General features: G+C 61.8%; 11 protein-coding genes. 2 read left to right on the top strand and 9 right to left on the bottom strand.

The window, feature by feature from the left end; all coding sequences use genetic code 11:
* Positions 1-18: 18 nt before the first annotated feature.
* The 9 genes from GN112_RS13255 to GN112_RS13295 all read right to left on the bottom strand — a co-directional run bounded on the left by GN112_RS13255 (position 19) and on the right by GN112_RS13295 (position 9,060).
* Positions 19-273 carry a hypothetical protein gene (locus tag GN112_RS13255; RefSeq protein ID WP_155310661.1) on the bottom strand — a complete coding sequence of 85 codons (255 nt, stop codon included), beginning with the start codon at positions 271-273 and terminating at the stop codon, positions 19-21.
* Entirely contained in the window at positions 267-1,604 is a 1,338-nt protein-coding gene (locus tag GN112_RS13260) for an ATP-binding protein (protein WP_155310662.1), read from the bottom strand. Before GN112_RS13260 ends, GN112_RS13255 begins: the two co-directional genes overlap by 7 nt.
* Positions 1,601-2,632 (bottom strand): Pvc16 family protein, encoded by a 1,032-nt coding sequence (locus GN112_RS13265; RefSeq protein ID WP_155310663.1) that lies wholly within the window; start codon positions 2,630-2,632, stop codon positions 1,601-1,603. The genes GN112_RS13260 and GN112_RS13265 overlap by 4 nt, the downstream gene beginning before the upstream one ends.
* A gap of 3 nt (positions 2,633-2,635) precedes the next feature.
* Positions 2,636-3,751, bottom strand: a complete 1,116-nt coding sequence (locus tag GN112_RS13270) for a hypothetical protein (protein ID WP_155310664.1) — start codon at positions 3,749-3,751, stop codon at positions 2,636-2,638.
* A gap of 61 nt (positions 3,752-3,812) precedes the next feature.
* Complete coding sequence (locus GN112_RS13275; protein WP_155310665.1) at positions 3,813-4,637, bottom strand: T4 family baseplate hub assembly chaperone; 825 nt, start codon at positions 4,635-4,637, stop codon at positions 3,813-3,815.
* Positions 4,637-5,146 carry a phage tail protein gene (locus GN112_RS13280; RefSeq protein WP_155310666.1) on the bottom strand — a complete coding sequence of 170 codons (510 nt, stop codon included), beginning with the start codon at positions 5,144-5,146 and terminating at the stop codon, positions 4,637-4,639. The genes GN112_RS13275 and GN112_RS13280 overlap by 1 nt, the downstream gene beginning before the upstream one ends.
* 12 nt (positions 5,147-5,158) lie before the next feature.
* Positions 5,159-7,078: a phage tail sheath C-terminal domain-containing protein gene (locus GN112_RS13285; protein WP_155310667.1), complete on the bottom strand. Its 1,920-nt coding sequence runs from the start codon at positions 7,076-7,078 to the stop codon at positions 5,159-5,161.
* 102 nt (positions 7,079-7,180) lie between these two features.
* On the bottom strand, positions 7,181-7,513 hold the full coding sequence (locus GN112_RS13290; RefSeq protein WP_155310668.1) for a DUF3467 domain-containing protein: 333 nt from the start codon (positions 7,511-7,513) through the stop codon (positions 7,181-7,183).
* Positions 7,514-7,713: 200 nt separating this feature from the next.
* Entirely contained in the window at positions 7,714-9,060 is a 1,347-nt protein-coding gene (locus GN112_RS13295) for a sigma-54-dependent transcriptional regulator (RefSeq protein WP_155310669.1), read from the bottom strand.
* A gap of 371 nt (positions 9,061-9,431) precedes the next feature.
* Between GN112_RS13295 and GN112_RS13300 the strand changes: the two genes are divergently transcribed.
* Together GN112_RS13300 and GN112_RS13305 are read left to right on the top strand one after the other, a co-directional pair.
* The gene (locus GN112_RS13300) at positions 9,432-11,006 is read left to right on the top strand and encodes a hybrid sensor histidine kinase/response regulator (RefSeq protein WP_231717013.1); all 1,575 of its coding nucleotides are present in this window, start codon (positions 9,432-9,434) and stop codon (positions 11,004-11,006) included.
* On the top strand, positions 11,003-12,739 hold the full coding sequence (locus GN112_RS13305; RefSeq protein ID WP_155310671.1) for a sigma 54-interacting transcriptional regulator: 1,737 nt from the start codon (positions 11,003-11,005) through the stop codon (positions 12,737-12,739). Before GN112_RS13300 ends, GN112_RS13305 begins: the two co-directional genes overlap by 4 nt.
* Positions 12,740-12,889 lie beyond the last annotated feature (150 nt).

Consider the following 12,889-nt stretch of genomic DNA (forward strand, 5'->3'; position numbering starts at 1 on the left):
GGGTTCGTAAAAAATGGATCAACCACCCGCTTGGGGATCGCGGCCCGGCCTGGTGTTCAACTGATCCGCCACGGCCGCGGCGATCTGCCGGGCGATATGGCGGCCCCCGGTTCCCGGCACAGCGTTGATGGGCGGAACGGCCAGCCGATCGAGGGTGCTGGCGGCTTCCACCGGCATACCGGCCAGTTCCTCGGCCACCCAGCGGGCGATCAAATGGGCCTGGTCCCGGTATTCAGCGGGAAGGCGCAGCTGCAGGCGATCGATTTTCAGCATAAAGCCCCCTCGGGCAAATGGCTGGCCAGGGTCCCCAGATCCGCCCGGGCCAGTTCGCGGCCGTCCTTGCCCAGCTCCCGCCAGACCGCCAGGGCGACGTGGTCCAGGCCAATGGCCGCATCCTGGTCGGCGGCCAGATAGGCACCCATCAGGGCGGCGTTACGGATGTTGCCGCCGGTGAGGTTGACCGCCCGGCCGAGGAAACCGCAGTCAAGGTTCGGCTGCCGCGGCGCCCGGGGCGGAAGCAGTTTCTCCCACAGCAGCCCGCGGGCAGCGGCATCGGGCCGGGGAAAATCGACCACCACCTGAAAACGGCGGGCAAAGGCCGGGTCGAGATGATTGCGCAGGTTGGTGGTCAGGATCACCGGTCCCTGGTGGGACTCGATGCGCGCCAGCAAGTGGCTGACCTCCATGTTGGCATAGCGGTCGCGCGCCTCCTTAACGTCGCCGCGCTTGCTGAACAGGCTGTCCGCTTCGTCGAACTGGAGCACCATGGGCCGGCCGTGGGCCGCGTCGAAGAGGCGGTTGAGGTTTTTTTCGGTTTCGCCGATGTACTTGCTGACCAGTCGCCCCAGATCGACCCGATACAGGGGCCAGCCAAGCTGGTTGGTGATCACGGCTGCGGCAAAGGTTTTGCCGGTGCCGGAGGGTCCGCAAAACAGCGCCACCGGACCGCCGCAATCCTGGCCGCCCCACTGTCCGACCACCCGCTCCTTGTGGGTGATCCAGAGCAGGAATTCGCGCAGCATGGCCAGCCGGTCCGGCGGCAGCACCAGGTCGTCCCAGCCGGCCCGGATGTCCACCGGCACCGCCCCCGGCAAATTGCCGTTTACCGGGGGACGCCCCAAGAGGCGCGCGGTGAGACCGCTGGCCGGACGAAGGGGCTGAAACGGATCGGCGCCGTCGACATCCACCAGACCGAACCGGCGCAGGGGAGACGATTCGGCCAGGGCCGCATACAGGTCGCCCGCGGCCCCGGCGTCGATATCCAAAAGTTCCTGCAGCAGCGCGACGGACGGATAGGGCTGCGGGGTTCCGGGCTGCAGGGTCTGAAACAGCCATCCCAGGCGCGGCTCGGCTTCCGGTGCCATCACGCAGGCCAGCACATCGAGTTCAAGATCGCTCAGCGGCGAGGGGACCGCGCCACACAGCCCCCGCCCGTGCCGCCGATCCTGTTCCAGCCGCCCCTGCAGCGTCCGCAACCGATCCAACAGATCCGCCGGTGCCGGCCGCCCCCGCCGGGATGCGGCCAACAGGTGGCCGAGCAGCTCCACCCGCTCCCATTCCGGCGTCAGCAGGCCGGCGGCGATGTCTGCGGACGACGGGTTCATGGCGCCTCCGCGTAAATGGTGACCAGGATCGGATTGCTGCGAACGACGATCGCCTGGCCGTCGACGGCACGTTGATAGGTCCGCCGGGCAAACAGGACCGCCTGGCCGGTTTCATGGGCGGCGAAGGGCAGATCGAAAGCGGCCGTCACCGCCCCGTCGACCGCGTCGGGGTCGATGGTCGTAGTGGTGGCCACGGCGTCGAGGGTCGTGGGCTGCTGTTCCCATCCCTGGGCGCTGGTCCATTTCTCCCAAACCAGCTCCACCGGTGCGTTCAGCGCGCCGGCCACCCAGATGGAGGGCGTGAAAGCGGCCAGCGCCGGACTGCCGTCCACAAAGGCGAGACTATGGGCGCAGTGGTCGTCGACCACCAGGCAGATCGCCGGCGCCCAATCCTCGCGGGACGCATCCACCACCGTGCGATGAACAGCCGGTCCCGCTGCCACGCCGTCGAAAGGCTCGCTGCGCTTCGCCATATCACCGCGCAATTGCGAGCCGACCGCGCCCACCAGCGGGCTCCCGGGCGTCCGTTCGCGGGGGACCACCGGCGCCAGGGCCATTTCGTAAACCACCGACGGTCGATAGCTGACCTCCCCCTGGGTCGACCAGATATGGTTGAGGTCATCGGGATTCAGCGGTTGGAAAATCACCTCCAGGCGGAAGGTTTCGCCGTCGACGGTGAAGGCCTCGAGCACCGGGGTTTCGTGGAACAGGCGCATCACCTCGCCCAACAGGCGCAGGTCGTTTTCGCCGGCGCTGATCTGATCCTCGGGAATACCGAAACCGGTCACCAGGCAGTACAGCCGGAGCCACCAGGGCTCACCCGGCAGACTCCCCGGAAAATACCCCGACGGTTCGATGCGGTAAAAGAAAAGATTGATGCGGTGCTGGGTATCCGACTGGCCGGGTACGGCATCGGCCGGGCTGCCGATCATGACGCGGATCGAATTGGCGCTGGCGTTGAGGCCGTCGCTGATCACGGTGGCGATTTCACGACAGACCTGGGATAGGGATGAGGTTGGTAGAGCCATGGTTTACAGGTTCCGTAAGTAGTTCCGACTGGCGAAATCGTTCCCTTGCCTGAATTTGGCACGGGCCCCGGTGCCACCATTTTGCGGTGCCAGGACGACCACTTCCACCAGGCCGATGTGGACCGCCGGCTCACCCGCCTCGTTCCGGGGGCCCGGGGCCGCTGCGGTCACGGCCGGGTCGTCACGGGACGGCGGCGGCGTTTCTATGGCCCGGACCTGGGGACGCGGCCGGTCGGCGGAAGGAGGCAAGGGCGCCGCAAACCCCTCACGCGCCATCGCCGCGACCGACGTGGCCCGGGCCGAGGATGCATCGGCCTCCAAAACTCCGGGAAGATTCCCGCCGGTGATATCCGTTATGCCCGCAGCCTCCGGCACCATGTCGGGCATGGGCTGCGGGTTGTCCGGCACCACGGGTTCGCCCCCCGGTTGAAGGACTGCGGGCAACGGCCGGTCAGTGGATCCGGACAACGGCGGCGCGTCCATCGGCCTTGGGGCTCGAACCGGCGTAACCGCCGGCCCGTCCATAAAAATGGGATCGGGAGGGGTGGTGGCGCCCGCACGGGTCTGACCCGCTTGCCGGCTCCTATGCGTCGCTTCCACTGACTTTCCACGTTCATGCCGTTCCGAACGTTTCGTTACCGGCTCCACACCAAACGCGTCTTCCGAGCGTGAAACAACACCGTCAGTTGACACAAGGCCATGAAGATTCGGGTCTCGATTCATCCAAGGACGAACAGCTGCATCGCGGCGGTTGTTGAGACCGGTCTGCTTCGGCTTCCCAATAACGGGAGAACTGCATTTACTTCCCGGCGCCTTCGCAAGCTCCGAATCCTCGGTGTGTTCCGAAGGCGAAGGGCCCACCACCTGGCGGACCTCGGACCCCAGCGGCTGCTGCGCAACGCTGTGCGCAATGCCACGTTGTCCGAGGCCCTCCTCCCAAAACGGTCGAGGTGGGGCGTGGCTGTGGGACAGACCGTCGCCAGAATCCATCGGCCCGGACGATTCACCCGCTGCGGCCGGCATCCCGGCCGGGGCAACCGTAATCCGCGGCGCGCTGTCCGAAGCCGCATGTCCCAGCGGTCGCTGGCTCATGCGGATGATGTTGAAAAAAAATCCCACCGCCTGAACACCTCGTTTAAATTAATGAACTCGCAAAACGTCTCATCTTCTGGCGTATTGATTAAACGGCCATGCCCCGCGCCCGGTCGATCAACTCGAGATAGCGCAGACGGCGCTGCCGGGGCAGGGACAAGATTTCCGCCTCGCTCCAGTGATACGTGGAGGCGATCCGATGGATATCCACGTTCACATCGCGCAGCAGCCGCTTCAGATGGAAAAGCGGATCGATATCGATGACATTGACCCGGCCGCAACCCGTGCAAGTCGCCTGCACCTGGCCGGTCACCTCGGGAGCCTGGGCTTCCATGGCCGCCTCGATGCAGTCGATTTCCGCAGCCGTCAACCCATCCACCAGATCGGCCGCATCCGCTGCCTGGGCGTCGGTGTCTTCCCGCACCAGGCAGCGCTGCAGCAAGGTCGCGACCGCCGTGTCGTCAGGGGCGAACCGAGCCAGGATTTTCTGGTCGGCCCCGTTGGGCGTGCGCCAGCGGTATGCCCCGGAGGCAAGGTCCGTTTCACAAAACGGATAGGTCGGCCCGGCGGGTTTGACCGGCAGGGCCGAAAACCGCAGCGGGAAGTCGAACCGCTGGCCGCAGGCCGTGCATTCGACCGTGAACCAGACCTCGTCCTCGCCCAGCCGTCCGGCCAGACAAACGGATAGAAACTGCCGGTCGCCGACGCAAAGCGCATCGACCCATGGTGTCTCCGGGGCCAGGTCGCCGATATGCGCCAAGGCAGCCTGCAAGATCATGGTGGTCGCCTCGGGCAGGGTTTCGGCGGTCTGCAAGGCCTCGCTGACGGCCAGCTCAACCGCCCCGGTCAGCGGCCGGAAACCGACCTCACGGTGCCGTCGGCCGTCATGCCACAATCCACCCGGCAGGCGCATCAGGATTCCGTCGGTTCCGAAACGCTGGTATCCCTCTGCCAGCCTTCGTGCTGCAGGGTGACGGTCTGAATCCCCACGGTATTCATGCTGCCCGCATCCAGATCCGGCACGGCCTGATAATCGGATACCCAGGCCCGGTAAAGCTTGTAGGCAATCGCCACCTGCCCCTGCAGGTTCAGCACATTGATAATGACATCCTTGCGGAAATTCTTCAGCGACATGCCGCCGTCGCCCTCGATGTTGTTCACCAGGTTGGCCCAGGTTTCGAAAACCGGATCGTGGGTCAGGCCCTGCTCGAGGGTGACCGGCTCGTAACTGGTGCCGCCGGGCATGATCCGCTCATGGGAGGGATCGTTGGAGGCGCGCCACTTGACCGGTTCGGTCTTCTTCTTGAGCGCGCTCATCTTCTTGAGCCCGGCCACCACCTGGCCATCGATGACCACCTGGAATTTGAAGGTCCGATAGGGATCATGACGATGGGTGTTGACGGGAAAAAGGGGAGCAGCCATCCGTAGCCTCCTTTATTGTTGGGCAACCTTTTGCTGGATTCTGACAATGACGAATTCGGCCGGCTTGAGCGGGGCGAAGCCGACGATCACGATCACCTGGCCGCGGTCGATATCGCCCTGGGTCATGGTGTCGCCCAGGCCGCAGCGCACGAAATAGGCATCGGACGCTTTTTCTCCCTGGAAAGCACCCGCCCGGAAGAGGCCGTCCATGAACGAACCGATGTTGCCTCGAAGGGAGGCCCACAGGTTATGGTTGTTCGGTTCGAATACCGCCCACTGGATCCCGTTGAAAATGCTCTGCTCGATCATGATGGCGGTGCGCCGGACCGGCACGTAGCGCCATTCAGGCTCGGCCTTGGTCGCCAGGGTGCGCGTCCCCCAGATGACCGGTCCGTATCCGGGCATGCGCCGCAGGCAGTTGATACCAAGCGGATTGAGGCTGTCCTGTTCACTATCCTCGACCACATACTGCAGACCGGCGACACCCAAAAGGGAGGTTTCCACGCCGGCCGGAGCTTTCCAGACGCCGCGCCGGCCGTCGGTCTTGGCCCACATGCCGGCGGCGAACGCGCTCGGCCCGACCAAAAGGGTGGTCGGCACGCCGGGATTGGTTTCGGCGTTGTAGAAGGGATTGGCCACCTTGGCCCAGGGGTAGTAGACCACGGCGTACGTCTTGGGTTTGAAGCCGAGGTCGGTGACGCTTTTTTCGGTGGTGAATTCGGTGCCTGCCGGCGGATCGATGATGACCATGCGGCTTTTCATCTTCTCCGCATGGGCCACGGCGGCATCGATGATGGCCTGCTCGCCGACGGTGTTCCAGGTCTGGTCCGGCAGGCAGAGGATGCTGATGTCGCGATATTTTTCGAATGCGCTGAACACCGCATCATAAGCGGCCTTGTCGGGCAGGCTGCCGTCCGAGCCGCCGCTCAGGGAGACTTCATCCGCCGCGCCGGACAAAAGTAGGTTCAACGAGGCCTGCCCGGTCAGCTCGGTGCCGTCGTTGGCCACGCCGAGCAAAAGATCGATGGACGCATCGGTACCGTCGCCGGGTCCGGTCACCACCACCGCCGAGGCCGGCAGCCGGGTACCGGAGGTCAACACCAGCTGACTGCCCACCGCCTGGCAGGTAAAATTCTCGACCGCCGGGTTGGCCACCACACTGCCGACAACCTGCGTCTGAATCATTGCCGCGACGTCGGCCAGGGTGTTGGTGCCATCAAACGCGTCGGCCGCGAAGGCGACGGGCCGGGCCGTAGCGTCCACACTGACCGTCATGGTCTTGTCGTTCAGCACGCTGAAATCGCTGACGGCACCAAGATCCTGGCTGCTGCTGGTCCCGAGCAGGTAAGTGGTGACATTCTGGACCTCCACCTGCACCCACTCCGACGCATCGTTGACCTTGCTCTCGATGAAATCGGCGGCGTCCGCATCCGCCACGGTCAGGTCGGTAAAGCGTTCGAGTTCCTTGAATTCGCCTTCATCGTCCAGGGATCCGATTCTCAAAGTAAAATAGGTCGTGCTGTCCGCTTTGGGTGCGAAACGCAGCTCCAGCGCATCGCCCCACTCTCCCGGGTTGGCGGCGACAAACCGAATGATCTGGCTGTTGTCGTCGGGATTGAGCAAAAACCCCTCGGCCGTGTCGGCGCTGTCCTCCTGGGCCACGCGCACGATATAGGCCGCGGTGCCCCCATTGAGAAAGAAGTTGTACACGGCAAACCCCATGGGATCGCCCTGAGCGGACTTTCCGGTGTCGCGCAGGCCGCCGAACTGCTCATCGTAAGTATCCCATTTGTAAATCAGGGTGGGCTGGGCCATGGGCCCTTTGGTGGCGTACCCGACGAAGGCGGCCGTCGATGTCCCGACCCCCTCGATCGGCTTGGCGCCGCTGGGAATTTCCTCAACATAAACTCCCGGGTGTAAATAACTGGGCATAACGTTCTCCTTTCAGTCAAAAAGAGAATAGGGTTTTCGGCCGGGCCCAAGCGAACCCGCGCGTGTAGGCTTGCATTATGGGTCATCTCAATTGGCGGTTAATCACTCAGCGTCAATAATACTTCCGAATTTAGCATCATACCGCCCAATCGCATCCTGCAGGATCTTCAGCAGGACCTTGGCATAGGCCGGACTGGTCACGACCCGAGAATGGATCGATTCCCGCTGGGGGTCATCCGCATAGGATTGCCCGAAATCAATAACGAATTCATAGGCGTTGTGACCCACTTTGAAAAAGTTGGCGTAACGTCCTTCCGGATGGCCCTTGCCATCCGTCTCTCGGTGAGAAGAAGTCCACAGCATAAATTCCTCGGCGATTAATGGGTCGGCTGGACGCAAATTACTTTGCAAAGGAAATGCCGCTTCAAGAGTCATCCGCCGGAAAAAAAAATCGCTTTTGTATCAAGCAGTTGAATACTGGTAGGGAGCAAATCCCCATATTTTTCTGCCGGTATCGACAGCGGATGGATGTTACAGTCAACCCCTTCTGCTCACCCTCGTGGCACCCCCTGCCCCGCGCCACCCGGCTTCCACCGTGGCCTGTTACACCGTCGGGTGACAAAGTTACACAATTCTCAAGGATGGCGGCGTTCTTCCACAATGCGGTGCTTGGCCATTTTACGGTACAGGGTCATTCGCGACCAGTTGAGCTTTCTGGCCGCCGTGCTTTTGTTCCAGTTGGTTTCCATGAGAGCGGAAAGTATCGCGGCGCGCTCGTTCTCCGGCATGTGGCGGCTATCTTCCAGGCAGCGTTGGAATTGTACCGGCAGATCGGCGAAATGGATGGTGTCCGCGGGCATGTTGATATAGGTCGCCTCCAAAAGGTTCATCAGCTCACGGACGTTTCCCGGCCAACTGTGTTGACCGAGGGCATCCATGGCGGCGGTGGACAACCCCTTGACCCTGCGTCCGAACTTGAGATTCAGACAGTCAATGGCATGTGCCACCAAAGATGGCAGGTCTTCGGGGTGGTCCCGCAGGCTGGGCATGTGCACCCGCGCCACGTTGAGTCGATAGAACAGATCTTCACGGAAAACACCCTCGGCGATCAGTGTCTCCGGATCCCGGTTGGTGGCGGCCACCAGACGGAAATCCAGCGGCCGGGGATCGCCGCCGCCGAGCGGGGAGATCGCCTTCTCCTCGATGACCCGCAAGATTTTCGCCTGGGCCAAGGAGGTCATATCCCCGATTTCATCGAGAAACACCGTGCCGCCCCGGGCCTGCTCGAAACGTCCCCGGGTTGGGGTTACCGCACCGGTAAAGGCTCCTTTTTCGTAGCCGAACAATTCACTCTCCACCAGACTGTCCGGTAGCGCGGCACAGTTGACGCTGACCATGGGCTGGCGGGTACGGGTGCTCTTCGTGTGGATGATGCCGGCGGCCAGTTCTTTACCGGTGCCGGTTTCCCCGGTGATCAGCACGGTACTGTCAACAATCGCAATCCGTTCCAAAAGACCGTTTATTTCTTCCATGATCCGGCTTTCGCCAACCAACTTTCCGGGAAAATATCCTTTGGATGCGTCTTTTGATAATGTGCCTTTTGATAAGTTCTCGTTATCCGATCCCAGTTTTTGTTCAATCTGCGCCAACAGGGCCTTGGCTCGGAGCGGATACTTGAAATAGTCATCAACCCCGGCTTTCAGGGCGCCGATGGCCAGTGACTCGCTACTCTCCCGGGCAACCAGGAACACCGGTGTGGTCGGGAAACGACGCTTGATGTGGCTCACGGATGCCAACACCCGTGAATTCGCTGCCGTTCCGCTATACACAAGGACCAGCCCCGGCTGATGACGGTCCATGGCGGCAACGACGGATTCTCCCGGTGTCGTGTGCACCCAGGTGAGGTTACGGGATAACGACGGGTCGGCCATAAAATCCGAAGGACGACCGTCGCAAGCAACGATCAGAACAGATGGATGCATGATAGGTGGCCCCCTGTTGTCATTGGGTCTGCGGTGCACCCGGCAATTTGATGATCGGTTGTTTTTCAATACGACCCGAAACCGGATACGCGGGGGTGGTCAAAAAATAGGGTCCGCCGTTCTGGCAACTGGCATTGGGTTCGGCGGTTTCCGAATCGCTCCGGATCGGGGAAATCGGTATTGTCGAGAAGACATTGTTATATTAATATGTATTACACTTTGTAACAAATAAAATATGATTCACATCACAATTGATCTATCGTGCCTGGTTCCCTATGATATATTTTATAGGTTATGAGCCCGACAATTCGAAAAGCAAACGACTGAATCGTCCGGATAACGGCCCCACAGCCGGGGAGCAAGCAGCCGCCATGACCGACGACTGGTCCGTACTGATCATCGACGATGAAGAGGACATCCGCGAGGTGACCGCCCTGACGCTCAGGGACGCCGGATACCGGGTGGAGACCGCCGTCGACGGCAAGGACGGCCTGGCACGCTGCGAAACCGTTGCTCCGCGCATCGTCATCACCGATATCCGCATGCCCCGCATGGATGGCATCCAGGTACTGGAAGCCGTCAAGGCGCGCTTCCCGGACACCGAAGTCATCGTTGCCACCGCTTTCGGTGAGATGGATACCGCCATCCGGGCCCTGCAGCTGGACGCCTCGGACTTCATCACCAAACCAATCCACAACGACGCCATGATGGTGGCCCTCTCCCGTGCCCGTCGCCGCTACACCACCCGCCGGCAATTGAAAGCCCACACCCGCCAGCTAGAGCAGGGGCTTTCCCGTACCACCCGGCAACTGGAGGAGACGGTCACCTACCTCGAACGTCTCATCGAAAGCGCCATGGACGGCATCTGCGGCTGCGATGCCGAGGGACGGGTGGTCATCTTCAACCGCAGCATGGAACAGATGCTGGGGATCGATCGCAGCCGGGTCATCGGCCGGTTACGGATGGATCACTTCTTCCGTCCTGATGAATACCACCGCTTCGAAAAGGACCTTGCCGCTACCGGCCATGGCGGTGCCGGTCGGCTGATGCTTTACGAAACCCGCCTTCTGGACCAGGCCGGCCAGCCGGTTCCGGTGCAGTTGTCGGCCACGCCGTTGACGGAAGCGGATCCGACCGCCGGCCGGGTCTGTTTTGTACGCGACCTGCGCTGCATCCACCGTCTGCAGCAGGAGATGGCCGACCAGGCGCGCCTGCTGCACCAGGATAAAATGATGTCCCTGGGTCGACTGGCCGCCAGCGTGGCCCACGAAATCAATAATCCGCTGGCCGGCATTCTCAACTACATCCGGCTGATGCAGCGCACCGTGCAGAAGGGCCCGCTTCCGGCGGAGAAGCAGGCCCGGTTCGGGGATTATCTCGAACTGGTGGAGACCGAAACCGACCGCTGTGCGAAAATCGTTTCCAGTCTGCTCACGTTTTCCCGCAAATCCCCGGTTTCCATGGGACCGGTGTCGGTGGAAGAAGTATTGGAGCGCAGTATTGTACTGGCCCGCCATCGCCTGGAATTGGCCAATGTCGAACTGGCCACCCATATTGACGACCATCTTCCCGCCATCCGCGGAGACGCCAACCAGCTTCAGCAGTGCCTGCTCAATCTGATCTTCAACGCAGTTGATGCCATGCTCCGGGGAGGAACCTTGACACTGGCAGCCAGGACGGATACGCCCGCCGGCATGGTGGCGATCACAGTGCAGGACACCGGCCATGGAATCAGCGAGGCGGACATGGGGCATATTTTCGAACCGTTTTTCACCACCAAACAGGAGGGCAGCGGCATCGGATTGGGCCTCTCCACGACTTACGGCATCATCGAGCGCCACGGCGGAACCCTGACGGCCGCCAGCCAACCCGGCCAGGGGACCCGGTTCGAAATCCGGCTCCCTTTGTCGCCATCAGACCCCATGCAGTCCGGAGCGGTGTCATGAAAACGGCCGAAACGACGTTGCAAAAATGGCTGGGAATCCGATGCGACCACTGGCTGGACGTCATGGACGAGCTGAACATCGGCGCATTCGTGGCCGATGGCCGGCGCCGGATCACCGCCATCAATCTCAGTGCCCAGGCACTGCTCGGCCTGCACAAAACGGAAGTCCTTGACCGTGACTGCCGGGAAGTTTTCACCGGTGTTCCCTGCACCGTGACCTGCGTCCTCGATCACCCGGACGCCTCGGGTGAAAAAAATCCGGACCTGGAAGTCACCGATGAGGAAAACCGGCGGCATCTGATCACCCGCATGGCCACGCCCATCACCAACGGTCGGGGGGAAATTGCCGGATGCATGACAATCCTTCAGGACCACTCCCCGATCACCCATCTGATCGATCGCCTGCACTACGAAGAGCATCGTCTCAAAATTATCCTGGACAACCTCGATGTGGGCATTTTCACCGTTAACCGGGGCGGCCTGATTAATTTTTTCAACCGCGCGGCAGAAACCATCTCGGGCTATGATCGCCACCAGGTGCTGGGCAAATCCTTTGCCATGCTCTTTCCCGACACGGAAACCGAGGATGTCTGCCTGCTGAAGGAATCCATTGCCAGCGGCAAGGCCCGCACCCGCTGCCGGGGATGCATGATCGACAGGGAAGGCGTCAACGTTCCCATTCGCGCCAACTACATGGCCTTGAAAAACGAAACGGATGTCATCATCGGCGGGCTGGCGACCTTTCACGACATGACCCTGGCCCATCAGTTCAACCAGACCATCAGCAACCGCTACACCTTCCACGACATGATCGGCAAGGATCCGGCCATGCACCGGATTTTCGATATGGTTTCGGTCGTGGCGCCCAGCGACGCCACCGTGCTGGTGGAAGGCGCCACGGGCACCGGCAAAGATCTTATGGCCCGGGTGATCCATTCGGCCAGCAGGCGAGCGGCCAAACCGCTGGTAAAAGTCAACTGCGCAGCCATTCCCGAAAACCTCATCGAATCGGAAATCTTCGGTTACGTCAAAGGCGCCTTCACCGGTGCGGAGCGCGACAAACCGGGACGCTTTTCGGATGCCGAGGGCGGCACCATCTTTCTGGACGAGATCGGGGATCTGCCCCTTTCCCTGCAGGCCAAACTGCTACGTGTGCTGGAGGACCGCGAGTTCTACCCCCTGGGCAGCCGCCGCACCCAAAAGGTGGATGTGCGCATCATCTCGGCGACCAACCGCACGCTCACCGACCTGGTGAATCAGGGCCTGTTCCGACAGGATCTCTACTACCGGCTCAACGTCATGCGGATCGAACTGCCGCCGCTGGCGGCACGACGCGGCGACCTGCCCCTGCTGATCCGCCACATCGCCCGCAGCCTCTGTGCCGCCCGTGCCGTGACACCACCGGCAATCTCCCGTTCGGCCATGCAGATTCTGCTCAACTATGACTACCCGGGCAACGTGCGCGAACTGGAAAACATCCTGGAACACGCCCTGATCATCTGCCGTGAAGTCATGATCCAGCCCGACCACCTGCCCGACTATGTCCGCCAGCGAAATGGCCGCCGCACGCTTCAAGAATCCGCCGCAGTGCCTGCCCGGGACGCTGCCGAATACCATCGCATCCTGTCCGCCCTGAAGAAAACCGGCGGCCGCCGCCAGCAAGCCGCCCGGGAACTGGGTATGGAACGTACCACGCTGTGGCGAAAAATGAAAAAATACCAGATTCGACTGTAATTCATTCGCCAAAAGGGCAAATTTTGGGTATCCACGGATTGTGACCGCGGTCACACCATCCATGTGACCGCCATCACTGCACAAGCAGATGAACTCTGATGATAGTGAAATCATCCCGATGTGGCATTCTTCTCTGAGCGCATGTTCGGT

The sequence above is a fragment of the Desulfosarcina ovata subsp. ovata genome, from assembly GCF_009689005.1.
In the GTDB taxonomy this organism is placed as follows: domain Bacteria; phylum Desulfobacterota; class Desulfobacteria; order Desulfobacterales; family Desulfosarcinaceae; genus Desulfosarcina; species Desulfosarcina ovata.